This is a genomic window from Sandarakinorhabdus sp., assembly GCF_987265915.1.
This window is the reverse complement of the sequence record NZ_OZ503948.1, coordinates 3,217,713-3,242,594: the sequence shown is the minus strand read 5'-3', so window position 1 is coordinate 3,242,594 and position 24,882 is coordinate 3,217,713. Positions and strand designations below refer to the sequence as shown.

General features: G+C 64.7%; 21 protein-coding genes. 8 read left to right on the top strand and 13 right to left on the bottom strand.

Features of this window, described 5'->3' with window-relative positions; all coding sequences use genetic code 11:
* Positions 1-2 precede the first annotated feature (2 nt).
* From AC6UUM_RS15405 to AC6UUM_RS15385, 5 genes are read left to right on the top strand one after another with little or no spacing between them, the layout of a single operon-like run.
* Positions 3-1,541 carry an ABC transporter permease gene (locus tag AC6UUM_RS15405; RefSeq protein WP_500803124.1) on the top strand — a complete coding sequence of 513 codons (1,539 nt, stop codon included), beginning with the start codon at positions 3-5 and terminating at the stop codon, positions 1,539-1,541.
* Positions 1,534-2,058 (top strand): hypothetical protein, encoded by a 525-nt coding sequence (locus AC6UUM_RS15400; RefSeq protein WP_500803123.1) that lies wholly within the window; start codon positions 1,534-1,536, stop codon positions 2,056-2,058. Before AC6UUM_RS15405 ends, AC6UUM_RS15400 begins: the two co-directional genes overlap by 8 nt.
* Positions 2,059-2,063: 5 nt before the next feature.
* The gene (locus AC6UUM_RS15395; RefSeq protein WP_500803122.1) at positions 2,064-3,536 is read left to right on the top strand and encodes an ABC transporter permease; all 1,473 of its coding nucleotides are present in this window, start codon (positions 2,064-2,066) and stop codon (positions 3,534-3,536) included.
* A gap of 25 nt (positions 3,537-3,561) precedes the next feature.
* Entirely contained in the window at positions 3,562-4,917 is a 1,356-nt protein-coding gene (locus tag AC6UUM_RS15390; RefSeq protein ID WP_500803121.1) for an ABC transporter permease, read from the top strand.
* Positions 4,918-4,930: 13 nt separating this feature from the next.
* Positions 4,931-6,232, top strand: a complete 1,302-nt coding sequence (locus AC6UUM_RS15385) for a hypothetical protein (RefSeq protein ID WP_500803120.1) — start codon at positions 4,931-4,933, stop codon at positions 6,230-6,232.
* Between the two features lie 23 nt (positions 6,233-6,255).
* Here AC6UUM_RS15385 and galE read toward each other — a convergent pair whose 3' ends face one another.
* From galE to AC6UUM_RS15355, 6 genes are all read right to left on the bottom strand, one after another.
* Entirely contained in the window at positions 6,256-7,248 is a 993-nt protein-coding gene (gene galE, locus AC6UUM_RS15380) for a UDP-glucose 4-epimerase GalE (RefSeq protein ID WP_500803119.1), read from the bottom strand.
* A 50-nt stretch (positions 7,249-7,298) separates the two neighbouring features.
* On the bottom strand, positions 7,299-8,741 hold the full coding sequence (locus AC6UUM_RS15375) for a sigma-54-dependent transcriptional regulator (RefSeq protein WP_500803118.1): 1,443 nt from the start codon (positions 8,739-8,741) through the stop codon (positions 7,299-7,301).
* Positions 8,742-8,743: 2 nt separating this feature from the next.
* Positions 8,744-9,283: a heme NO-binding domain-containing protein gene (locus tag AC6UUM_RS15370; RefSeq protein ID WP_500803117.1), complete on the bottom strand. Its 540-nt coding sequence runs from the start codon at positions 9,281-9,283 to the stop codon at positions 8,744-8,746.
* Positions 9,284-9,621: 338 nt separating this feature from the next.
* Positions 9,622-10,629, bottom strand: a complete 1,008-nt coding sequence (locus AC6UUM_RS15365; protein WP_500803116.1) for a glycosyltransferase family 4 protein — start codon at positions 10,627-10,629, stop codon at positions 9,622-9,624.
* Entirely contained in the window at positions 10,626-11,621 is a 996-nt protein-coding gene (locus tag AC6UUM_RS15360; RefSeq protein ID WP_500803115.1) for a glycosyltransferase family 2 protein, read from the bottom strand. The genes AC6UUM_RS15365 and AC6UUM_RS15360 overlap by 4 nt, the downstream gene beginning before the upstream one ends.
* A gap of 96 nt (positions 11,622-11,717) precedes the next feature.
* Positions 11,718-12,554: a glycosyltransferase family 2 protein gene (locus AC6UUM_RS15355; protein WP_500803114.1), complete on the bottom strand. Its 837-nt coding sequence runs from the start codon at positions 12,552-12,554 to the stop codon at positions 11,718-11,720.
* A 262-nt stretch (positions 12,555-12,816) separates the two neighbouring features.
* On the opposite strand from AC6UUM_RS15355, the gene AC6UUM_RS15350 reads away from it, so the two are divergent.
* Positions 12,817-13,479, top strand: a complete 663-nt coding sequence (locus AC6UUM_RS15350) for a WecB/TagA/CpsF family glycosyltransferase (RefSeq protein WP_500803113.1) — start codon at positions 12,817-12,819, stop codon at positions 13,477-13,479.
* A 58-nt stretch (positions 13,480-13,537) separates the two neighbouring features.
* Here AC6UUM_RS15350 and AC6UUM_RS15345 read toward each other — a convergent pair whose 3' ends face one another.
* Together AC6UUM_RS15345 and AC6UUM_RS15340 are read right to left on the bottom strand one after the other, a co-directional pair.
* The gene (locus AC6UUM_RS15345) at positions 13,538-15,235 is read right to left on the bottom strand and encodes a response regulator (protein WP_500803112.1); all 1,698 of its coding nucleotides are present in this window, start codon (positions 15,233-15,235) and stop codon (positions 13,538-13,540) included.
* Entirely contained in the window at positions 15,232-18,825 is a 3,594-nt protein-coding gene (locus tag AC6UUM_RS15340; RefSeq protein WP_500803111.1) for an ATP-binding protein, read from the bottom strand. Before AC6UUM_RS15340 ends, AC6UUM_RS15345 begins: the two co-directional genes overlap by 4 nt.
* Positions 18,826-19,021: 196 nt before the next feature.
* Between AC6UUM_RS15340 and AC6UUM_RS15335 the strand changes: the two genes are divergently transcribed.
* Positions 19,022-19,180, top strand: a complete 159-nt coding sequence (locus tag AC6UUM_RS15335; protein ID WP_500803110.1) for a hypothetical protein — start codon at positions 19,022-19,024, stop codon at positions 19,178-19,180.
* Between the two features lie 55 nt (positions 19,181-19,235).
* Here the strand turns inward: AC6UUM_RS15335 and AC6UUM_RS15330 are convergent, their stop codons facing one another.
* From AC6UUM_RS15330 to AC6UUM_RS15310, 5 genes are all read right to left on the bottom strand, one after another.
* The gene (locus AC6UUM_RS15330) at positions 19,236-20,759 is read right to left on the bottom strand and encodes a hypothetical protein (RefSeq protein WP_500803109.1); all 1,524 of its coding nucleotides are present in this window, start codon (positions 20,757-20,759) and stop codon (positions 19,236-19,238) included.
* Complete coding sequence (locus tag AC6UUM_RS15325) at positions 20,759-22,360, bottom strand: PDZ domain-containing protein (protein ID WP_500803108.1); 1,602 nt, start codon at positions 22,358-22,360, stop codon at positions 20,759-20,761. Before AC6UUM_RS15325 ends, AC6UUM_RS15330 begins: the two co-directional genes overlap by 1 nt.
* 596 nt (positions 22,361-22,956) lie before the next feature.
* Positions 22,957-23,121 (bottom strand): hypothetical protein, encoded by a 165-nt coding sequence (locus AC6UUM_RS15320; RefSeq protein ID WP_500803107.1) that lies wholly within the window; start codon positions 23,119-23,121, stop codon positions 22,957-22,959.
* Positions 23,122-23,133: 12 nt separating this feature from the next.
* Positions 23,134-23,286 (bottom strand): hypothetical protein, encoded by a 153-nt coding sequence (locus AC6UUM_RS15315; protein WP_500803106.1) that lies wholly within the window; start codon positions 23,284-23,286, stop codon positions 23,134-23,136.
* Between the two features lie 13 nt (positions 23,287-23,299).
* Positions 23,300-24,187: a LysR family transcriptional regulator gene (locus AC6UUM_RS15310; protein WP_500803105.1), complete on the bottom strand. Its 888-nt coding sequence runs from the start codon at positions 24,185-24,187 to the stop codon at positions 23,300-23,302.
* A 110-nt stretch (positions 24,188-24,297) separates the two neighbouring features.
* Between AC6UUM_RS15310 and AC6UUM_RS15305 the strand changes: the two genes are divergently transcribed.
* The gene (locus AC6UUM_RS15305) at positions 24,298-24,876 is read left to right on the top strand and encodes a carboxymuconolactone decarboxylase family protein (RefSeq protein ID WP_500803104.1); all 579 of its coding nucleotides are present in this window, start codon (positions 24,298-24,300) and stop codon (positions 24,874-24,876) included.
* The last annotated feature ends 6 nt before the right edge of the window (positions 24,877-24,882 follow it).

The window sequence follows — 24,882 nt, the reverse complement described above, 5'->3', positions numbered from 1 at the left end:
CCATGTTCAACCCGCTGCCGGCCCTGCCGATGGCGCTTGCTGCTTTGCTGCGCAACCGCAATCAGGCCGCACTGGCGGTGATCGGCGTCACTATCGGCGTCGCGGCGCTGGTCACCTCCATGGCGCTGGGGCGCGGCGCCCAGAATGCGCTCAACGATCAATTGCTGGCCGCCGGGGCCAATGTGATCGTGATCACCTCTGGCAATTATCGCATGGATCGGGGTGCCCGGCCTGATCCCGAAGCCACGATCGGCCATGCTGCCTTCGATGCCGACGCCTTGCCAAAAGCAGCACGGCCGCGGGTGGTGCTGGCCGCTTACAGCCCCGGATTTTCGGATCCCTTTCATGGCCTGCTCAGGCGGGTCCACGAAGAAGATGATCCGATGGAGATGCACGATCACCCCCTGGCCAAGGAGCGGCTGGGCGACATGGCCGCTGGCCTGGGTTCGGCCGCCACCCTGACCCGCGACGACGCGCGCGTGCTGGCCGAACAAGTGAAGGGCGTCAAGTTCGTCGTGTCGGGCGTGCACGAAAATGCCCGCGTGTTCGTGGCCGACAGCCCGGAAAAGCGCCAATGGTTTACCCGGCTGCACGGCACCGAAGCCGATCTGCCGCAGGTGCGTGCCGGATGGGTGATCAATCACGGGCGGTTCCTCAGCCCCACCGATGTGGAAAACAGCGCGCAGGTGATGGTGCTGGGCCGCGTGGTGGCGGATCGGCTGTTCGGCGAGGGTGCCGATCCGACCGGCAAGACGCTGACGCTGTGGAACCAGCGGTTTCAGGTGATCGGCGTCGTCGGCAGCAAGAGCTGGGCATCGCAGCCGGTCGCTGGTGATGATCAGTTCGATGCGGTCTATGTGCCGGTCACCACGGTGCATCGACTGCTGAACCTCAGCAAGCTCAACACGGTGACGGTCACCACCACGTCGGTGGGCGAAAATGCGGCGGTGGCCAAGCAGATCACCGATCTGCTGCGCGAACGCCATGGCATCACCGAAGCCGAACCCGATGATTTCATTGTCACCAGCATGGCCAAACAGGCGCTCGGCAAGGGGTTGCCGCCAGAGCTGGCCCGGGCCGTGGGCGGCAATCTGGAGCGCGTCGAGGAACTGACGGTCGAACAATTGTCCGGATCGCTGTCGCGCGCCAATCAGACCATGCTGGTCATGCTGGGCAGTGTTGCCGCGGTGTCCATGCTGGTGGGCGGCATCGGCGTGACCAATCTGCTGTTGCTGTCGGTTACCCAGCGCACCCGGGAAGTGGGCTTGCGCATCGCGCTTGGCGCGCGGCAAAGCGATATCGCCGCGCAGTTCCTGCTGGAGGCGGTGCTGCTCAGCCTGATCGGCGGCGTGCTTGGCATCGCGATCGGCGTCGCGGCATCGGGTGGGCTCGAACGCTTCTTCCACTGGTCGGCGACGGTATCGCCGCTGACCGCGCTGGCGGCGATTGCCGCTGCCCTGGTGTTGGGGATCGTGGCGGGCGTCTATCCCGCCCGGCGTGCATCCGAATTGCGACCAATAGAGGCCTTGCGACATGAATAAGCGTTTGATCCTGATGATGGGCGTGGTGGCGTTGTGCGCCATCCCGGCGGCCGCCCAGCATGGTTCGATGACCCATGGCGACCACAACGCGCACCATGGCGGCGCCGTGGATATGTGGGGCACGCTGCATTACGAAGTGGTGACGCCGCCGACCGGCAATGTGATGGTGTATTTCACCGACGAGATGCGCAACGATCTGCCGGCGTCGGCGGTCCAGCGGCTGAAGGCCGAGATCGTCCGGCCGGATCGGTCGATCGAGCCGCTGGCCATGGCGATCAGTGCCAATGGCGATCACTGGATGGCGCGCAGCAAGCCGGTGACCAGCGCCAAGACCGTGATCCGCCTGGCCTTCGTCCACCGGGGCGAGCAGGCGACGGTTGAAATCTATGGCGACATGATCCCGCGTCTGGCCCAAGCTGCTCCCAAGCCCGCGCCGAAGGCCGCAGCCAAGCCCGCGGCCAAGGCTGCCGCGGCCGCCGCCAAGCCGAAGCCGGTCAATCCCCACGCCGGCCATTGATCGATATGGCCAATAATCTCGGCATGGCCTTGCGGGCGTTGTTGCAAAACCGCCTGCAAACGTTGCTCACCCTGCTTGGGGTCGGGGTCGGGGTGGCCATGGTCGTGATCGTGTCCGGGCTGGGCCTGGGCGCGCAGGCGCGGATCGAGGCGCAGATCGAAAGCGCCGGGCCGACGATGATTGTGATCCGCGCCGGAAACTACCAGCCGGCCGGCATCGCCACCGAAGGCACGCAGGACAGCAGCGGCGGTGAGCCTTCCGAAGGCGCCGTATCGGGCGGTGTTGGCGGGGAAGGCGAATTTGATCCGGGCGTCGATGCCGCTATTGTGCAGAACCGCGCCCGGCTGCGCCGCACGGCGGCCCCCAAGCGCCATCAACCCGTGCCCGTCCCGCTGGCGACGGCCGACATCGCCCTGCTGCGCGGCCAGGTGGCGGATATCAGGGCGATCGCCGGCGTGGTCGAAGGCAATGTGACGCTGGACGATGCGGCCGCGGGCCAGAAGGTGCCGACCCGGATCGTGCGCGTCAGCGGTTTCGAGGAACCGTGGCCGGAAATGCGCGGCTGGAAGCTGGTGGAAGGCCGCCTGATCACCACGCAGGAACATGCCGCAGGCGCGCCGCTGATGGTGATTGCGCCCGCGGTGGCCCGGCGGCTGTGGCCGGGGGCAACGCCCGTGCTGGGAAAGACCCTCGCCATTGGCGGGCGTGATGTGACGGTTGTCGGCCTGGTTGATGGCACCAAGGATGCTGCCGATGAATTGTTGCCGCGCATCTACACGCCGCTGCGCAGCGCCCAGGCGGCGTTGGCGGCGGGCGGCGGCAATCGCGACACGCTGGATTCCATCACGGTGCGCACCACATCGGTTGCGGTGACGACGCGCGCTGCCAAGGCGATCAAGGCGGTTTTGCGCAAACAGCATCGGTTGCCTGATGATGTGCTCGATGATTTTCGCGTGCAGACGCAAAGCGTGATGGCCATGCCGACGATGGGCGGTGATCCGCGGCTGGCGCGATCGGTGCACGGCAATGTCGTCGGGCTGGAGGCGGCGTCGTGGCAGGAAATGGCCAAGAGCCTGCGCGCCGCCGGGCGCACCTTCACGTTGCTGTTGGCTGGCGCGGCGGCGGTGTCGCTGCTCGTGGGCGGGATCGGCGTGATGAACATCATGCTGGTCTCGGTTTCGGCGCGCACCCGCGAAATCGGCCTGCGTATGGCGATGGGCGCGCGGGCGCAGGATGTGATGACGCAGTTTCTGGTCGAGGCGCTGACCCTGGCCGGGCTGGGCGGCACCTTCGGCCTGGTGCTGGGCGGGATCGGCCTGGTCTTTGCCGATCAACGGCTGCACTGGGCCACGGCGGTCTCACCGATCATGCTGGTGCTGGCGCTGGCGATGGCCGCCATCATCGGTGTCGTCTTCGGGATCGGCCCGGCGCGCCGGGCGGCGGCGCTCGATCCCGTCGTGGCCTTGCGCGCGGAATAACCCGGTTCGGATTTGCGGAGATCATATGTTTGCGCTGCTTCCCGTCAACCTCCGCCTCGCGCTGCGCTCGCTCAGCCGCAATCGGCTGCGCAGCTTCCTGACCATGCTGGGGATCATCATCGGCGTGGCCGCCGTGTTGACCATGGTCGCGCTGGGCACCGGGGCGCGATCGGCAGTGGAAGGCGAAGTGAGTACGGCCGGCACCCGCCTGGTGTTCGTGCGCAGCGGCAATTACACGCGCGGCGGCGACAGTATCGGCATCACCTCCGGCGCCGGTTCCGCCAGGACGCTGATGCCTGCCGATGCCGACGCGATCAAACAGAGCATCGACAAGGTGGATATCGTCAGCCGCGGCGTGTCGCTGCGTGACACGCTCACCGTCGGCACGAAGCGCAGCTTTGCCAGGGTGCAGGGTGTCGAGCCGGGCTATGAACAGGCCTATGGCTGGGAACTGGTGCAGGGCCGCATGCTGGTCGACGGCGCACCCGAAGCGGTGATCGGTGCCACGTTGGCCGGGCAGTTGTTCGGCCGCGGCGAAGATCCCGTGGGCCAAACCGTGAACTTGGCCGATGTGCCGTTCACCATTGTCGGCGTGACCACCGGCGTGTCGGAGGATCATGCCGAAGTGCTATTCGTGCCGTGGCAGCGTTTGCAGGCCATCCGCGGCGGCAGCCATATCGATACGATCGTCGTTGCCGCGCAAAAGGCGGGCGAAGCGTCGATCGTCGCCGATGCGGTGCGCAAATTGTTGCGCGAACGCCACCGCAAGGCACCCGGCGCACCGTCCAGCGGCGGCTTTGTCAGCGCGGCGCCGGTGCAATCGGCGCAGGCGTCGATGGGTGCGGCCGACGATTTCACGGTGGAAACCCAGGCCGCCAAGGCGCTGACGCAGGGCCTTTATACGCCGGCGGCGGCCTTTGCTTTGGCCAATCTGCCCAAGCTGGATGAAGTGACGCTGGAAGAAATGTCGGACACGCTTGATCGGGCCAGTGATACCATGACGGCGTTGCTGGCCAGCATTGCCGGCGTGTCGCTGATCGTCGGCGGCATCGGCATCATGAACATCATGCTGGTCTCGGTGACGGAGCGCACGCGCGAGGTCGGGCTGCGGGTGGCGGCGGGCGCGCGATCATCGGATATCGGGATGCAGTTTCTGGTCGAGGCGATGACCCTCAGCCTGATCGGCGGCCTGATCGGGCTGGTGATCGGATTGGCGGCATCGTGGATCATCGGCTGGTCGCTGGGCTGGCCGGCGCAGGTGTCGGTTGCGGCGATGGCGCTGGCGGTTGGGGTATCGGCCGCGGTCGGCCTGGTGTTCGGGATCTATCCGGCGCAGCGGGCGGCCCGGCTGGACCCCATCGATGCGCTGCGCACCGAATAGGCGGCGGTAGACCGTGGCCGGATGGCGGCCTGTAGCGCGCTATGCGGCGCTGGCCTTGCTGCCGTGTGTGGCGGGTGCGCTGTGGATCATCTGGCCCGATTCGCCCGAAAAGGCGCTGGACGCGGCCGGCGGGCGATATGCCGAACTGGCGGTGCGCGGCCTTGGCCCGGATGAAATCGATGCCTATTTCGGGCCGGCCCTCCCGCAGGATCGGCTGCCGCCTGATGTGCTGCGCAGCCAGGTGCAGGCGCTGGCGGCGGACCTGCGCGACGCGCAGGCGCAAGCGCCGGTTGAACGCCGCGCCCGCCTGCTGGCCCGCACCGAACAGCTTGAGGCGCTGATCGGGTTGATCGCGGCGCCGCGCGGCCTGGGCTTTGATGCCGAAGCGGCGGCGATTTTCGGCCTGGCGCCGGCGCGGATCGACATGGCGGCGCAGGCGGCGGCGCGGCAATCCCTGGCGGCGCTGCTGCCGGGGCCGGGTCCGCTGGCCGAACGGGTGATGGCGTATCGCCGCCGCTTCGCGCTGTCGCCGGACAAGCGCAAGCCGGTGTTTGCCCGCGCGCTGGCCGAATGCCGGGCGCGCACGCTGGCGAATTGGCCGCTGCCGGCCCAGGAGCGTCTCGACATCGAATGGACGAGCAGTGTGCCGGCGGCGTGGCACCGCTATCTGGGGCAATATCGAAGCCGCTTGCAGATCAACCCGGCCGCGGTTGCCGATCCAGCCGTGGCGCTCGATCTGGCCTGCCACGAAGCCTATCCGGGGCACCACGCGCAGTTCGTGGTGATGGAGGCCCGCAACGCGCTCCGGCCAGAAGACCGCGTCGTGCTGCTGCGATCCCCACAATCGGCCTTGCGCGAAGGCGCCGCCAATCACGGCGTCGATCTGGCCTTCCCGCCCGAACAGCGCCTGGCGTTCATGGCCGGTACCCTGTTTCCGCTGGCCGGCTTTTCGCCCGATGACGCCCGCCTGCACGGCCGCGTGCACCAGTTGATCGGCGTGCTGGCGCTGTCCACCGTGCCGATCCTGCGCCGTTACCGCGATGGCGACAGCAGCCGAGCAGTGACGCTCGTGGCGCTGGCAGATGATGCGCTGATTTCCAGCCCGGAGGCGCTGCTGGCCTATTTCGATCGCTATGGCACGCTGGTCGCCGGCTACTCGGTGGCGCAGCAGCGTGTGGCGCGCTGTGTGAATGCCTCACGCGATCGTTGGGCCGCCTTGCGTGACTTGGTGACACGTGTGGACACAAGGCCCTTGGGCCAGGATGAAGACGCCAGCCCGTGCGCAGACCGTGAACCGGGCGGTTCAGGCCTGTAGAACGCCGTGATCCGGTCCTGGTTTCAGGTCGCTTCAGCTCTTGCCGCCAGGGTGCGTTCCCAGGCGATGGCATCGGCGACAATTCGATCAAGATCGTCGAACGCCGGTTGCCAGCCGAGCTGGCTGCGGATCCGGCTGGTGTCGGCGACCAGGCGGGCCACGTCACCGGGCCGCCGGCCGGCTGCGATGCGGTGCAGCGTCTGCCCGGAAACGCGATCGACCGCATCGAGCACGTCGAGCACCGAGGCGCCATGGCCATAGCCGACATTGAAGGTCAGGCTCTGCTCCGGCCGGGCGGCCAGGGCATCCAGCGTGGCCAGATGCGCCGCCGCCAGATCGGTGATGTGGATATAGTCCCGGATGCCGGTGCCGTCGGGCGTGCCGAAATCATGGCCGGTCACCATCACATTATCGCGCTTGCCGATCACCGCCTCGGCGGCGATCTTGATCAGGTGGGTGGCGGTTTTCGAGACCTGGCCCGAACGCCCGGCCGGGTCGGCGCCGGCGACGTTGAAATAGCGCAGCACGCCGACATTGACGGCCCCGGTGGCGGCAACATCGGCAAGCACGCGTTCGACCATCGCCTTGCTGGCGGCATAGGGGTTGACCGGGGCCAAGGGCAGGTCTTCCGACAGGCGCTCCGCATCGGGCGCGCCATAGACGGTGGCGGTCGAGGAAAACAGCAGATGGCGGGCCCCGCCGGCCATGGCGGCGCTGAACAAGGCGACCGCGCGGCCGACATTGATGTCGTAATAGGCCAGCGGCTGTTCGACCGATTCCGGGACCGAAATCACCCCGGCGCAATGGATGACCGCGGCGATGCCATGATCGGCCACCAGTTTGGTGACCAGCGCGGTATCGGCGCAATCGCCTTCCACGAACATCGCGCCTTCCGGCACCAGCCAGCGGTTGCCGGTGGACAGATTGTCGAGGATGAGCACAGGGTCGCCGCGATCAAGCAGCGCCAGCGCGATATGGGAACCGATATAGCCGGCACCGCCGGTGACAAGGATCATGGCCAAGTTTCGCCTCCGGCTGGCACCGTTGGCACGATCTGCGGAAAATGTCAGGCCGCGTCGGTGGAATGCGGCGCGCCCAGCCAGCGTTCGCGCTTGCGGTACAGCGTGGACGGGCTCAGCCCCAGGGCGTGGGCCGCCTTGCGCAGGCTGCCGTCGGCGCGGGCGACGGCCGCCTCGATGGCCCAGCGTTCGATCTCGTCGAGCGTCATGTTGGCGAACATATCCGCCGATGGGCCGGTTGCGGCCGATTGCGATGCAGCGTCATTGACCATCACCGGCGCGACGACCGGTTCAGCGCCGATGCTGGTGCCGGCAAAGGTTGCCATGGTCAATTCCGGGCCGGCGCTCATCACGACGGCGCGGCGCACGACATTCTGCAATTCGCGCACATTGCCGGGCCAGTTGCTTGCAAGCAGGCGGGCGCGGACATCCTGGCCCAGCGGATCGAAGTGCTTGCCTTCCTGTTCGGCGAAGCGTTCCAGAAACGCCTCGGCGAGCAGTACGACATCATCACCGCGGTCGCGCAGCGGCGGCATTTCCAGCGGAATCACGGCAAGGCGATAGAATAGATCCTCGCGGAAGCGGCCGGCGGCGACTTCGGCGGCGGGATCGCGATTGGTGGCGCAGATCACCCGTACATCGACCGGTTCAGGCTTGCTGCTGCCGACGCGCTGGATCATGCCGGTCTGCAGGAAGCGCAGCAACTTGACCTGCAGCTTCAGCTCCATCTCGCAGATTTCATCAAGGAACAAGGTGCCGCCATCGGCTTCCCTTGCGGCACCCAGGCGATTCTCGATGGCGCCGGTAAAGGCACCTTTCAGATGGCCGAACAGCTCGGATTCGAGCAGATTTTCCGGAATGGCGCCGCAGTTGATGGCGATGAACGGCCGGTTGCTGCGGCGGCTGGCGCGGTGGATGGCTTCGGCGGCGACTTCCTTGCCGGTGCCGCTTTCGCCGGTGATGAACACCGTTGCCTTTGAATCCGCCACGCTTTCAATCGCGCGATACACCGTTTGCATCGGGTTGGAACGGCCGACAAAGCCCTGGAAACTGTCGCGCGAGGCCAGCTTGCGTACCGTCTGCACTTCGGTTTCGAGACGGCGGCGTTCGGCGGCGTTGCGAACCGTGGTCAGCAGGCGTTCGGGTTGCAGCGGTTTGACCAGGAAATCATAGGCACCCATCCGCATCGCCGCGATGGCGCGCTTGATGGAGCCATCGGCGGTGACGACGATGACGCCGGATTCCGAGACCAGACCCGGCATGCCGCCCAGCCATTCCAGGCCATCGCAATCCGGCAGCTGCAGATCGAGCAGCACCACGTCATAGGGTGTGCCAGCCGCCACGGCATCGGCGATCAGGCCGCGGGCGACATCCCCGCGATCGGCGGTATCAACGGCATGGCCGGCGCCTTCGAGATGCGCGGCATAGGTCATCGCCAGCGAGGCAATATCCTCGACCACCAGAACACGGGCGGCGATGGGAATCGACACGGTCAGTCGCCTTCAGCAGAAATGATGAACTGCGCTTCTTCGGCGCGGCCGGCATTGTGCCAGCGGACGGTGCGGGTCTCGCCATAATCGATCAGGCACTGGCGAATCAAGCCGAAGGCAATATGCGCCATCGGGCGGTGCGACCGGTAGCTGACGGTCATGGTGTCGCCCTCGCTCACCGCTTCGATCAGCGGCGGGCGGGCATCGGGATACAGCACCCGAACTTCTTCATGAATGTGCGAGCCGACGTGCAGCAACAGCGATTCGGCCGTGGGGTAATTGGCCATGATCGTCGGGAACAGCACCCCGAAGCGCCCAAACAGCCAGGCGCCATAATCCTGGCACAGGATTGCGCCATCGATGCCGCTCAATCGCGAGGCCACGCCGACCATCGTCAGGGCCTGCGCGCTGGGATAGTTGCCGACCGTGGTGAAGGCGCCATCGTTGGGCAGATTGCTTTGGGTGATCACATCATCAGCAAAGGCCATGCCGTGCTGGGTTTCCAGATAGTTGACCAGCTCGGTGAAAATAACGCCCTTCATGTCATCCTCGCAATTTGCAGGCCGTCGGTATTGCAGTCTGCATCAATCGTTGCAGCAAGAGGCATGCCAAGTGGCGCTCTGAGTGGTGACCCTGTGACGGGATCGATTGGCCGTGTTGCAAGATGCGAACAATTGCAAAATGCAACATAGCTATAGCGCATTTTGCAATATTTCGCATGCCAAATGCGACATGTCTCTGGGATTGGCCAGGACGCCAGTTGAAGGAATCGCTCAGGCCAAGCTTGTTTTGGCCGGTGCATGTGAGTCGGCTTCGACACGCTCAGCCTGAGCCAGCCGTTGATGACTCAATAGGAATGCAATCAAGCGTGGGTGACCGATCAGGCGACAGCCGGCGCGAGTTGGCGAAGGAACAGCGCCCGCCAGGCGTCGATCCGTTCGCGCTCGGCGGTCAGCATGGCGCGGCGCCCGGCGGCGCCCATTTCCGCCAGTGGTTGCGCCGGCAATGCCGCCAGCGCCTGCGCCAGCGTTTGCGCGGTGCTGCAATCGGCGATCACGCCGGCCGCACCAACTTGTTCGGGCAGGCCATCGACATCGGCGACCAGCACGGCGCGCCCGGCCATCTTGGCTTTGGCGACAACCTGGCCAAAGGCTTCCCAGCGCGACGGCACGACCATGACATCGCAGCGCGACAGGAAATCCGGCACATCATCGACCTTGCCGACAAAGTGGATGTGCGGCAGCCCGGCGGCCCGGGCATGCAGCGCCGCATCATCGGCGCCAAAGCCGCCGAGCAGCAGGGTGAAACGCGCCGGATCAAGCTGCGCCATGGCATCGATCAGCGTGTCAAAGCCCTGTTGTTCATTGAAGCGGCCGAAGGCGCCGAGCACCAGTGGGCGCTGATCGGAAAGCAACGGGGCGGCGACCGCATCGAGCTGCTGGTTGCCGCTCCAGGGATGCAAAACGTGAAGCTTGCCCGCCGCCAGCCCGGTGACCGTGCGCAGCCAGCGGGCCTGACCGTGCGACGCGGCGACAATCTCGTCAAACAGCCCAAAGGCCAGCCACAGCATGAGGCGGAACCGCAGCGGATTGGTAAACTTCGCCGCTTCCCAAGCGCCGGTATAGCTGTGCTCGACATGTACCAGACGGGCTGCGGGGTTGCGCAGCCGCAGCGATGCCAGAAACGGCAAGACCCGCCAGCTCGGCGAGAAATGCGTCACGATGATATCGGCGGCCAGATGAGGCGCGAGGTTGCCGCGGGGATCAGCCGGCAACACGCGGCTTGTAATCACGGTGGCAAGCCTGGGGTGCAAATAGACGTTCAGTTCCTTGCTGACCATGCCGAGCGCGACATCATCGCACAGATGAACGCAGCGCAGCCGCGTCATGCCTGCGCGCCATCGCCAATCGGGTGCGCCGTCAGTGCCTGAAATTGCGCGGTGGGCCGCAGGCGCGCTGCGAGCGCGGCCACCAGCGTCGTCAGCGTCTTGCGCGGCTCGGCGATCAGCATCGCCGGGCCGGCCTGCACCGCCTGCAACGCCAGTGACCAGCCAAAGCTGCCGTCGCCAAGCTGGATGGCGCAGCGCGCCAGATCACGCAGCTGATAGGCCATCGCCTGCCGGCCATGGCGGGCAATCAGCCTGGGCGATGTCGCGGCGGTCTTGGCGATGGCGCGTTCCCAGCTTTCATACTGGCGGGCGATGTTGGCCGACAGGCCGCTGGCGACGATACGATGATCGGTCAACAAGCCCTCGATGCCTTCGAACCGGCAGCCGTGGGTCGCAGACAGGCGCAGCCAGAGTTCCATATCCTCGGACTGGCGAAAGCTTTCGTCGAACCAGCAGGTGCGCCCCGGCTCGTTGGGGTGGGCAAAGGCAACGCGGTTGAGCGAAGCGCGGCGCATCACCGCCGCCGAACCATTGCCGACGGGATTGCGTTTCAGGATGTGGGCGGGCGTGATGCCGGACAGCCGTGGGCGCATCGCCGCCTTCAACGGCTGGCCGGCGGCATCGATCATGCGCGAACCGGCATAGCTGACATCGACCGAGGCATTGGCCTCGAGATGGATCACGTGCATCATCAACTTGCTGGGATGCCAGCGATCATTGGAATCGAGCAGGGCGATGTAACGGCCGCGCGCGTGGGCGATACCGGTGTTGCGCGCGCCGGCCAGGCCGCGGTTGGCCTGGGTGATGATGCGGATGCGCTTGTCGGTAAACATCCGGCAGATCGCCATGCTGGCATCCGCGCCGCCGTCATCGATGATCAGCAATTCCCAATTGGCAAAGCTCTGGCACAGCACTGATTGGATGGCTTCGCCCACAAAGGCTTCGACATTGTAGACCGGCATGATGACCGAGATCAGGGGCGCTGCGTTCATGGGTAGGGATTCCTTGGGCAAAATCTGGGATTCAGGCGAACAGGTGGGCACGCGCCGACGCCGGCAGCCGCACGCCGGTGAAGGCACCGGCTTGCGTCAGGCCGCCACCTCGCGGCGCATGCCGGGCATGGCGAAATCCAGGGCATCGAATGCAGGGCGGGCATTGCGCAGGGCGCGGCGGGCGAGATGGCGGAAATACACGGCTTCGGCGGCGCCAACATCGATGCTGGTCCGATGTTGGTGCGCCAGCCTTCTCCAGCCGCGGTACATGCGGCGCAGATTGGAGGAGAGCCGCGACGGCGACAGGCGAAATTCCACCAGCAGGCGATCGATGCCACAGACGCCAAAGCCTGCTGCCGCGACGCGCGCCAGCCACTCCCGATCTTCGCCATAGGCCATGCCGCTGCGAAACTCGCCAACCGCATCGAAACAGGTGCGGGTCACCACGATGTTGGATGTGGTGCAAACCGGGTTCTCGCCGATCAGTTGCGTGATCGTCAGCGGCCCGCTGGGCACGGTCGATTCGGTGTGTGCAATGGTGCCGGATTTGCGGCCGGCCTCCCGAAAGCCAACGCGGGCAAAGCTTACCCCAACGTCAGGCTGGGCGGTGTGGAATGCCCGGTGGCAGGCCAGCTTGTCCCTGTGCCATTGATCACCGGCATCAAGGAACGCCAGCAACGTGCCGCGCGCCAGTTCGACACCAAGGTTGCGCGCTTGCGCCGGGCCGGCATTACCTTTGGAAACGATACGGATGCGGTCATCTGTTGCGGCCATCGCCAGCGCGACGGTGAGACTGTTGTCGGTTGAACCATCATCAACAATGATCAGTTCGAAATCGGGATCTGCCTGGTTCAGCACGCTGGTGACGGTCGCAGTGATCGAACTGGCCGCATTGAACATCGGAATGATCACGGAAAAATACGGGCTGGTCATACGAAGCGTTCCTGGCTGGCAGTGGGACGGCCCTGACCGGCCGCTATGAGCATCTCCATTCAAGAAGCGTGCCAAGCGAAGCGACGGCGTGATCAGGCCGGCGAGCGCTGCAAAACGACCGGGTTTGTTGCAAAATGCGACGATTGAATGTGCAGTCTGGGACGTGTGTTGCATAATGGGGCGCATTGCTGGCCATGCCCCTTGGGCGTGAACTTGGCACGCTTCATGCTTTGAAGCTGGCACACCCACCGAGGAATGACCGATGCGCCACGACCATGATTTCAATGCTACTGTCGCCGGCCTCGCTGCACCGCTGTTCAATCCTTCTCTGCTGGAAGCCGGCCAAAGCGAAATCGCTGACGTGCTGGTCAGTCTGGCTGACCAGGGGGTTCCGACGGTGGTCAACTTCGTCAATACCCATTGCGTCAACCATGCCAGCCGTCTGGATCACTTGGCCTCGAGCATGTGGCACCGGGATGCGCTGTTGCCTGATGCTGCTGACATGCGCCTGGCAACTCCGCTGGCCGGCACGAGTTTTGTGGACGATCTGAACGGGACCGATCTGTTTCCGCACATCTGCGAGCGCGCCGCCGCGCGGGGTACACCGATCTTCCTGCTTGGCGGCAGCCCCGGAATCGCGGCGGCGGCAGCAGAAGCAATGCAGGCGCGTTTCCCTGACCTGATCGTCGCCGGCACCCAGCATGGCTTTTTCAACGACAGCGCAAATGACGCTGTCGTTGAGCAAATCAACGCGTCGGGTGCTGCGATCCTGTTTGTCGGTTTCGGTGAGCCGCGGCAGGAGGCGTGGCTCGCGCGCTACCGCGAACAGCTCGATGTGCCGGTTCTGCTCGGCGTCGGCCGGATCTTCGATTATTATTCCGGCCGGATCCCGGGCGCGCCGCTGCTGCGGAGCCGCCTTTGCTGAGCACGGAGGCCGGGCTGCTGCTGCGGACCATTCCAGCGGTGATCGACGGGCACGGCGCCTATTGATCGGTGGCGCGGCGATTGTGGAGGAGCGCACCTTGCAGCAGGGCGCGGCCTTCGCTGATCGCCGCTTCAACGATGGCGGTCAGCGCCGCAGCAGTGTCATGATCAGGGTGCGGCTGATCCCGGCTCGCGTCCAGCAGCGCGGTGAGACCTGCAACACCGAAGTTGCCGGCAACGCCGATCAGGCTGTGCCGGGCCCGGCGTACCCCTGCCTCATCATCGTTCGATGTGGATGTGGCAAAATCCTGCGCAAGCTGCGTCAGGTCGCGCGACACCTGATCAAAAAGCGCCCCACGACGCGCAACCGGCAGCGCGGACATCGCCGCCAGAAACAACTTGGCATCGATTGCCGGTTTCGCTGTTAGAATGCTCCGCAAGGCCCCCACCAGCATCGGTACGGAGATTGGCTTGGCCAGGCATAAGTTCATGCCGGCGCTCTTCAGGGCGTCCCGTTCGGACTGGATCGCCTGTGCCGTCACACCGATGATTGGCACAGCGCCAGCTGCGCCGGCCAGCTGGCGGATTTCGCGCGTCGCTTCGGCGCCGTCCATGATCGGCATCTGGATGTCCATCAATATGGCATCGATCCCGCCCAGCCGCGCCGCTTCCACGGCCAATGCGCCATTGCCAACCACCAGATGATCGCAGCCGATCGAATCCAGCATGCTGGTCAAGACGATCTGGTTGGTTTCGATATCCTCGGCCACCATGATCCGGGGTCGCCGCCCGGCGACAGTCAATGGCCCATCCTCGGCTTGCGTTTCCGGAACCGGCTGGGGAAGCGATGGCCGCGGCGCGTCGGTGCCAGCATCGGCGATGTCGATGATCTCATCGATGAGGATGCGCAGTTCATCGCCCGCCGCCCTTGCCAGCTTCAGCTGCTGTTGTTGTTGCGGATCCAGCTGGGTTTGTGCCAGCGCCGTCATCATGCCGAGCACACCGTTCATCGGCGTCCGGATCTTGTGGCTCATCCGGGCCAGAAACTGGTCCTTGGCCGCATAGGCCGCATCGGTTCGCGCGTGGCTTTCGGCCAGGGCGCTGGCGCTGCGTTCAAGTTCGATGACGCGCTCGGCGAGCAAGGCGTCGGTCCGCCGCAAGCGCAGCAGATTGCGCTGGCTGATCAGTTGCAACGCTTCGGTGCGGCGCTGGGCGGCGCGCTGGGCCGTGATGTCCTGAACCGTTCCGGAGATGCTCGGTCGGTTGTCGTCGGTAAGGCTTTGGCGGACAGTCCAGCGCAACCAGCGCACGGACTGGTCGGGCCGGATGATCCGGCATTCATAGTGATAGTCCCGGCCCGTCTGCGCGTTGGCAAAGAAATCCATCTGGAAGGCAATCACCCGGTCGCGGTCGAGCGGGTGCAGCACCCGCGCCACATCCTCCACCGTCACCGCGCGGTCGCCTGGGTGACCGATGATATCGGCGAGCGCCTCGGAGGCGCGGAAACTCTCGCCCTTGCTGCCATAAAAGCTGGCGATGCCACCCAGCCGCTGGGCTTGCAGCAGGTTGCGGTTGCCGATGTCGAGCTGGGCGACCAGCAATTGCTCGCGCTGGCGCAGATCGCGATTGCTGCGATCCAACTCGCGTGACCGGCGTTCGAGCAAGTCCTCTGCCTCGGCGCGCGCCGCCTCCGCCCGTTTCACGCGGCGTTCCAGCAAGGCATATTGCGCGGCAAGATCAGCGCTGCTTTCCGTCATGGCGCGGTCGCCTTTTCCAACGCAGCCGCAACGCGCCCCAGCACAATTTCGGTTTCGCACGCGATCGCCGCTCCAAACCATTGGCAGCGCGCTGGATCGGCGGCCTGCACCAAGGCCTCACCAAAGGCGCAGCGTGCCGCAAGCGAAGTTTCGCCGAGTATGCCGGCAACCCCTGCCAGCGCATGCAAGGCGCGTTGCGCCGGGATGCGCTCATTTTGCGCGATCGCTGTCAGCAGCGCCAGCACTTGCTGCTTCACATCTGCCTCGACGCTTTTGCCAAGCTTGGCGCGTGCTGCCGCCGGCAACGAATGAAACAGCCCCTGCAAGGCCGAGTCCGGGTCCGCATCGTCGACTTCAGCGGGTCGCGCCAACATCCTCGCGAGGCTTTCGGCAAGCCGCTCGCGGTCAAAGGGTTTGCGCAGGATGCCGTCGACGCCAGCGTCATCCAACAGCCGCTCGGTCGTGCTGGTGCCAGCCGTGAACCCGATGATCGGCACGCGGCCCGCAACGCCTGGCAGCAGCCTGGCCAGCGCCGTCGCCGCCGCCCCGTCGAGCAGCGGCAGCTGATTGTCCATCAACACCACGTCGAAATGGCCGGAAAACATCTGCTCCATCGCCGCCATGCCATCGCCGACAATGACCACATCACAGCCAAGCGCCTGCAAATGCCCCTCGGTAACCAGCCGCGTCGTGGCATTGTCCTCGACAACAAGGATCCGTGGCGGCTGTCCGGCCGGCGTCAACAGCATCGGCGCTACAACGGGCAGGCTTGCGGCTGTGTCGGCCGCCGGGAAGGAGAGTTCAACCCAGAAGCAGCTGCCCTGGCCCTTGGTGCTGGTGGCGCCGATCCGCCCGCCCATCGCTTCGGCCAGCCGGCGGCTGATCGACAGGCCCAGACCGGTCCCGCCGTGGGTGCGGGCAATGCCGGCTTCGGCCTGGCGAAACGGCGTGAACAGCTTGGGCAAGGCATCGGCGGCAATGCCGATGCCGCTGTCGACGACTTCGATCCGCACCATGTCACCCGCCAGACGCACGGCGACCAGGCTTACCCCGCCGGCAGCGGTGAATTTGACCGCGTTGCCGACCAGGTTCGACAAGATCTGCTGCATCCGCGACGGGTCTCCCGTCACTCTCCCCAGGCCCTGCGCCGCGACATTGATCTCGATGCCTTTCGAGACGGCCAGCGGTCGAAACAATTGCGCCGTCTGTTCGATGACGTCGCCCAGATCGAAATCGATGCTTTCAAGGCGCAGCGCGCCGCTTTCCATCCGCGAATGTTCCAGCACATCATCGAGAATCACCATCAACGTGCGGGCCGATCGCGCAATGCCAGCCACCGACATGGTGGTGGGCAACTGCCCCCCGGTCTCGGTCATCAGGTCGAGCATGCCGATGATACCGGTCATCGGTGTCCTGATCTCGTGGCTGACGGTGGTCAGCAGTTCGGCGCGCGCCTGTGCGGCGGCATCGGCCGCTTCGCGGGCATCGGTCAGCCGCCGCTTGGCTTCAAGCTCTTCGGTGATGTCGCGCATCACGCCAAAGATCGCGACCAGTTCACCGGTCTCGTCCCGCTCCGGCGAGGATTCGATGACAACATGGCGATGCACGCCATCGGCCCGGATGATTTCGGTGGTGATCCGGCGGGCCTTGCCGTCCTTCAGCAGCGCGTCGATCATCGCATCCACACCGGAGCGCTGCCCAGGCGCATAGAATTCCATGACCATGGCCATGGTTACCGGCATGCCGTGCGGCAAACCATGGATGCGATAGGTGCCGGCCGACCATTCGACCTCGTCATGCCCGGTGCGGAACCGCCAATGGCCAATGGCGGCCATATCCTCGGCCAACGTCAACAGGCGCAGGCTTTCCTGCAGCTTCAGGCGTTGCTGCCGCTCATCCGTGATATCGCGCATGATTTCGGCAAAGCCGATCAGCTGGCCGCCTTCATCCATGATCGCTTCGGTGACGATTGATGCCCAGAAACTTCTGCCGTCACGATGCTGGCGCCAGCCCTCCACGATGGCGCGGCCGGTCTCTTTGGCCGCAAGTTGCAATGCAGCCGGGGTTGCATCGGGATCGGTGTCGCCACCAGCGGGCGCCAGCAGCGCAATCGGCTGGCCCAGCACGTCCGCGGCGGCAAAGCCGGTCATCTGTTCGGCGCCGCGGTTCCAATTCAGGATCTGGCCATCGCGGTCGAGCATGTAAAGGGCATGGTTCTCCACCGTCTGTGCCAGCAGATCGAAGGAGCGTTTCAGCCGTTTGCGCTCGGCATCAATGGCGTCTTCCATCACATCGAAACTGGCACCCAGCCGCGAAAGTTCTTCCGGCACGTCTGCATCAACCGACAAGGGCGGCATGGATCGCCCCGATCTGGCAGCAATATCTTCGGCGCGCGCCGCCAACGCCAGCAAGGGTTGCCCGATGGTGCGCCGCATCAGCAGCCAGATCCACAGGATGAGGGCGCCGCTGACGATCAGCCCGACCGCGAGCAGCGCCACGGCGGCGCGCAGCGACTGCGCCATGACGGCTTGACGCGGGAAGTAGGTGATGACGTGCCAACCCGGCGTCGCCACCGGGTTGAGCGCCACATAGGCATCCAGCTCGGGCACCAGACCCGTGAACCGTGAAGCGCCTTTTCGGGCCTTGATGAACTGCCACAGCGCGCGGGAACGCCGATCGGGCGCGCTGGCAAGGTCAAGATGCTGGCCCGTGGCCTTTTCAGATTGAACGGTGAGCGCAGGGTCGAAGATCAGTCGGCCGGATTTTGAGACGATGATGGTTCGGGCACCCGGCGGCCCCGCGGGAATGCGGCCGGCGAAAAGCTCATGCAGCAACAGGCTGACGCCCCAGCTGCCGATATGTTTTCCATCCACATCGACCGGCGTCATGCAGCCGGTGGTCCAGGTCTTGCCGGTTGGATCGTAGGTGGCTTCCTCAAGATCGGTGCAGCGCAGCCGGCGTTCGGGATTGTTCGCCGCTGTCATGACCCGGGCGACGCTGGATTTCTGGAAATCAAGATTGGCGGGAGCCGTTTCGCGATAGAATATCAGCCGGTCACTGCGTGAAGGCGCGTAGATGATGATATCGTTGGCAGGCGTGAAGAAATACAGGCTGGTCAATTCCGGGCCGATGCCGCCGCTTGTTGCCCGCAAGACATCAAAGGCGGCCAACAAGGTCCGCAACCGCTGCTCCGGCATGTCATTGGCCTTGCCGATGAAGGCGCCGACGCCGGTGATGATGCTGCCGTCGGCGCGCACCTCGCCTTCGAACAGCGCCGGTCGGCTGCGCCGGGTGCCGTCCGCTGCCAGCGGAAAATCCCGGTCGAACGCAGCCGATGCCGCGGATCGCGGCGCGGCCAGCAGCGCACGCATTTCTTCGGCAGCCTTGGTTTCGATCGCTGCGATCTTGGTGAATCGCCGTTGCTGATCCGCCGCCACATTCCGGCCGAATGCATCGAGCGTTGCCAAGGCTTCGGCTTCGGAATGCGCGCGCTCCACCACGAAAACGACTGGGATGGCCGCCAGAAACAACAACATGATGACCAACGCGATGGTCGATGTTGCCTTGCGCGTGAATGATCGGGACGACACGGCGTATGCATAGCCTTGAAAGCCGGCATTCGCCAGAAGCGTTGGGCGGCCTTACACGGGTCCATTGGGCCGCGTCGTCACAACCCCAAGACCCGCCACCGGCGACATGCACGAAACCCGGTAGAAGCATGACTTTGCCCCCAAACGGGCAAGACAGATGGGACCACCCCATGTCAATGCCGATGGCAAAATCATCATGGCGAAACCGGCGGGTGACGTTCGCTCGATTGAAACCAGCTGCGGGGCGGATCAGCGCGGTCAGGTCCTGGCCATGGGTTCCGTCAGCCGTCTGCATGGCAATGCGCGCATTTTGCGCAGCATCATGCCGGAACCCGCCTCGCACGGCTGCGCCTGAGCAGTAGGGTGTTGCTGAAAACAGCAACGAAGCTGCACGCACGTACCGTTGCCACCTATCGCAGCAGTGCCTGCAATGGCCGCCGGTCGATCATCTGGAGCGTCCTCGCCGTGCCAAACTCCGCCGGCGCGCGGTCGAGATTGGCAAGGATCGGCTCGACTTCGCGGGTCACATTGCTCTTGAGCGTGGCGATATAGCTGCGCAGCGCCTTGGTCACCGGCTCGGCATAGTCACCGGGCACCTTGCCAAAGGCGTCGGAGATCGCATCGTCGGCGCTGTCCCACAGGTTGTTGATCGTCGCCGCGCTCGCGCGCCAGTCGCTCAGCGCCTTGTCCATCGAAACCTTGGCCCAACCATCGGCGCGGTCGAGCCATGGGTCGGTATCGATCAGCAAATTCTCGGTTGCCTTGCTGACGGCACCGGTGAATTTGCCGGTCTGTGACTGGACGAATACCCCGAAGACGCTGACGATCCGTTCATAGCGGCGCTGAATCGCCTCCTTGATCGGGTCCTGGAGGGTGCGCGCCTCGGCCTTCAGCGCTTCGGTCGGCTGCTCGTCACACCACCGGTCGAGCGAATCGAGAAACGACTGGGTGATCGCCTGTGCCTGGCTGACCCCGGCTTCGCGCAGGAAGCGATCGACGTCCTGCCGGGTCTGGGTGAATGTGACGCAAATGGTGGCACGGTTGGGGAATTTGCGCTGGATTTCCTCCAGTTGCCGCGCATAATTGCCCTGCACCCACACGGTGCTGACTTTGAAATATTGCTGCAGGCAGCTGATCAGGGCTTCGCCATAGGGGCCGAACAGCTTGGGCAGCGTCTGGACAATATACATGCCCGGATCGCGGCTGAGGAACGGCGTCGCAATGGCGATATCGGCAGCGGGAATGCCCAGGCTGCCGCCCTTGATGTAAAGATCCTTGCCGGCCAGCCCCTGGTTGACGACAGCGCTGATCACAAGCTTCGGGAAGCCCATTTCGCTCATCGCCGCCGCGACGATGCCGTTGACGCTCGAGGCGATCTTCGAAAAGACATTGCTGTTCAGGTCGTCCATCGCCTTGGCGACGCGCAACCACGCTGCGACCTGTTCCTTCTGGCCGTCCTCGACAATGCGCCGCATCGCCTCGTTGGCTTCAGCCTCGGCGCGGCTGAGCTGCTGGGCCTCATAGCTCGACGTGTCCCACTTCTTCTGAAGGTCGGCGATGAGCATGGTGAGCCCGGCCTCGCAGGCGATCAGCCGATCGATCGTTTCGCCGATTTCAAGGCCATTGAGCGATTGGAAAAACGCATGATCCTCGGCGACATCGTGCCGGTAGATGCGGTTGTTGGCATCGGCAAGGGCACAGATCCGGCCGTAGGGCAGCAGGAATGCATCGATGAAACCGGCGATCGCATCGTTGACCGGTCGCGCGTGCAGATCGTTGCCGGGGTCGACGACCTTGTCGATGATGCGGTTGAGCGCGTCCTGGCGGGCACCGGCGAGCAAGAGCACGTTGTTGGCGTCAACCTTGCCCAGACTTTCGGCGTCGGCGCTCATCTCGTCGGCGATCTCGGCAATCCGTTTTGAAAAGCTCGCCATCAGAGCCTCCCTGCCTGGGCAACGCGCCAGGGTCCGCCGGCATGGCGTTCGAGCTGCCAGCGCGGTTCCACGGAAACGTCGCAGAAGGTCGTCGGAGTCGCCGCACCCTCGGCCAGACCCACGTGCTGGACCCAGACGGTCACCGCCTCCAGGCGCGGCGCCTCATGGCCGGGCCGCGGCCCCAACAGCTGTACCGGCGTATCTTCCCATTCGGGCCAGGCGTCGATCACCCGCCCCATCAGCGACCGGCGCTGATCCTCGAAGCGGCTGTCCTCGATCCGCCGCGCGGCGGGGAGGATGATGGTGCGCTGCTCGTTCTTGTCGTTGCTGATCGTATCGGTCAGCCAATCGGCGTGGAGTGCCTGCCACAGCGCGAGGTCACCGGCCTTGACCGCCGCTATGACGGCGCGAACGACGTCTGATGGCGATGCGTCGGCCGGCGGCAGATCGGGGGTATCGTCGACCAGGCCATCCTCGCCGGCAAAGCGCACCGCGTCGGGCGGGCCCGACAGGTCAACGAACATCGCATCACCAACCAGCGCCGCCAGCGGTTCAGCGACCAGCCCGAAAAAGGCGCGGTCGCCGACCCGGATCAGCCGCGGCGTATCAGTAAGGCGGGCCGTCATCCGCCAACGTGCCGCCAGGTTCGGATTGACGAGCTTGGCATAGCGACGGCCGGCAACGAGCATCGCCTGCGCCGCCGGGCCCTCGGCATCGACAAAGACGTAGCCGCCACCATCGCCGCAGGCGAACCAATTGTGACCGGCGTCGCTGACATAGCCGCTATTGCTGACCTCGGGCAGCAGCACCGTTCGTCCTGCAAACGCCCGGACGTCGTCGCGCGCCGGGTTGGGCGCCGGTGATACGGTCGCGATGCCAGCGCTTGCCGTCGTCCAGGCCGCCTGAGCCTTGACGCGCACCTGCGCCGCCAGTTCTTCGCCGCGCCGGCGGAAATCGAGCGCGCCGGGCGCCAGCGTCACTGGCATGCCAGTCATCGCGGCCAGTGCCGCGTCATAATCTGCCTTCAGTGTCCGCGACCAGTCGCACGGAAATTTCGCCAAGGCATGATCGACCCGGGCGCCGTCCTGTTCGGCCAACATGCGCGCCTCGGCGCGGGTCACCATCGTGGCACTATGCCGGTCGGTATCGAACAGCGCCTGCAGCTTCACGATCAACTTGTCATACCACCCGGACCATCCGCCGCTCGAAAAGCCGGCGTTGTCGTATGTGTCAGGGCCGCCAGAGGCGACAAGGCGCCGCCCGCCGGCATCGGTTGCGGGATCGGGCGGCCCGGCCAGCGGTGCGGCGACCGTCAGACGCTCCCAGCCGCGCGGCGGCGTCCGGCGATCGACGGTCAGCGTCAGAATCGAGCCAACGCCAAGGCCGAGCGCATTGAAAGCCGCGGCTTCGTTCGACAGGCCGGGAAGGTCGTTCGGCGGCAATGCGGCAATGGGTCTATCGTTGACGGCGACGAGCCGGTCGCCGATTCTAAGGCCTGTGCCTCGAAACGGTGAATCCCAGGCAATCCACACGACACGTGGGACCGCACCCGCCCCCAACGTCGGCGTGAAGCAGGTCAGCCCCGAACGCGCATCAGCCATGTGCCTGCCCCCAACACGGAGGCAAAGACTATCATTGGCACGACCCGCGTCAACAAGCCGTCAGTGTTTGATCCTGACATTTGACGGGGCAGCACGCAGCCAGGAATGGATGGATGCGCCATGGGCTGCGAGCCCTGCTGGATGAAATCAGTGGGCAGGTCATCAGGCGGAGATGTACGGTCTCGCGGCCCAGCCGACGAAGGCCAACGAAATTGTGGTCAAGCCGGGAAATTTCGAAGAGAGATTCCGGGGTTTTCGTTGCCCAAGTCAGCGCTTGAGAATCGGGGCTCTGACCATTGGTCATGCGCGGCCTTGCCGCAGAACGGAGAACGGGCAGATTTTCAAGGGAGCACAGCCTAGGCCCCGATAAACGGTTGACCCGAAAACCGTGTGGTGCGCGACGCAGTCCTGACCGAACCGGTCTCCACTCGGATTTGCCTGTTTTAACAGGGAAAATACAGGGAACGCACAGAAAACTGGCTGGTTTGGATTGCCGAACAGTCAGGAATCCCGTGCTTTTTCAGCCAATTTACCGAATGAAGGAACAGGGAAATATTTGACGGGATCAGGGAACGCCTTGGAACTGAACAGCGAACCTAACTGGCCAAGCCATAGATCAGCATGTTGTCGCCGGCCTTGAAACCGAGACGGGCCACGGCTCCGAAACCCCGGCTGGCGTCGACCGAAGCGCGGTTGGCGCCGTTGGTCCTTTGATAATCAGCGGTCGAATCTTGCCGGGTCAGTTCAGCGCCCAGCGTCATCGCACTGCCGGTTCAGAAGTCGTCGCCGATAGCTGCGTTGTCGGTGAGGCCACCAAAGCCTTCATCAATTGACAGCGCCCGATTGTCATAGGCGGCGCGGTCGAAGCTGGCGCCGAGGTGGAGACCGGTGAAATCAGCCGCGGTGGCTGGGGTCGTCAGGGCCAAAGGGGCAAGCGTCTCACTTGTTGCTGATGACCCCTTCAAGCCATTCGCCGAACGCGCGTGCCTTTGTGGAAGGCAGCCGCCCCGCTGGAAAGAGCAGCCAGAGATCGACGGGCGCCAGCGACCATTCCGGCACAAGCTCGACCACCTGTCCCGATGCCAGGCCATCGGCAAACATCCAGCGTGACGCTATTGTCAGGCCCATTCCGGCGAATACCGCCTCGCGTACGCCCTCTGCAGCGGTGAGCGACAGGCGAGAAGCTATGGAAACCGAAGTTTCATCCGTGCCCTTTCGAAAGCGCCACTCGCTGGTGCCGAGGGGTTGCCCGTAGACAACTGCTTCATGATTCAGCAAATCGGATGGATGTTTTGGTGTGCCGTGCCGGGCCACATACGCCGGGCTGGCCAGCACATGGCGCGGCGCTGCTGAAATCTTTCGCGCCCGCAGGGCTGAATCCGCAAGATCGCCCACGCGAAGTGCGACATCGATGTTTTCTTCGACCAGATCGACGTTGCGATCGTCCATCACGAACTCGATCCGCAGTTTTGGATGCTGGTCCAGAAACGATGAAAGGTGTGGCACAACATGTATTCGGGCGAGGGTCACCGGCGCGCAGATGCGCAGCCGGCCTTCAAGTCCGCGCCCCAGGCCTCGCGCGGTCGCTTCCGCGTCATCGGCTTCATCGACCGCACGTCGAGCCCGTTCGTAAAATGCCATGCCAGCTTCGGTCGGGGTCAGGCGACGAGTCGAGCGGATGAGCAGCCGAACCTGAAGCCGATCCTCGAGACCCGCAACGATCTTCGACACCGATGGCTGGCCGATGCCCAGGTTGCGTGCCGCCGCGGAAAACGAACCTGCGTCAACGACCCGGACAAAGGTGTCCATCGCTTGAAATCGATCCATATTCATTCCTTAGGGACATAATTGATATCTCTAGCTGCTGCATTCTCTATATCGGCGGAATGGGCGAATTGAAATGTGCGCCGATCAGGGCGCTCGGAAAGGATTTCGCCATGACCACCAACGGTTTCATTCTGCACGATGCTGTGACGGCTTTGCCCGAGTCGGCAGCCATCCTCGACCAGGTCAAGAAAGGTTGGGGCTTTGTCCCCAATCTGCACCGCGTGCTCGCCGAAAGCCCGGCCGCGCTCGAAGCCTATGGCACGTTGTGGGGTATCGCCGAAAAGACCGGCTTTACGCCGCAGGAGCGCAACATCGTCTATCTTGCCATCATTTACGAGAATGCCTGCACTTATTGCATGGCAGGTCACACCAACCTGTCGCGGATGGCAAAGGTCGACGATGCGGCAATCACGGCAGTGCGCAATGGCGATGCAATCGCCGATGCCAAGCTCGAAGCCCTGCGGGCCTTCGCCGCTACGGTGACGCGCAACCGTGGTGTCGTCACGCCTGCCGAAGTCGCCGCGTTCAAGGCGGCCGGGTATGACAATCGTGCGATGCTTGATGTGCTGGTGCTCGCGGCAACAAAGCTCATCTCGAACTACACCAATCACTTCGCCGCCACGCCGCTCGACCCGTTCATGAAGGGTGCGGAATGGGAGGCCCCGAGGGCGCCGAGGAACGCCGCCTGAACCGCC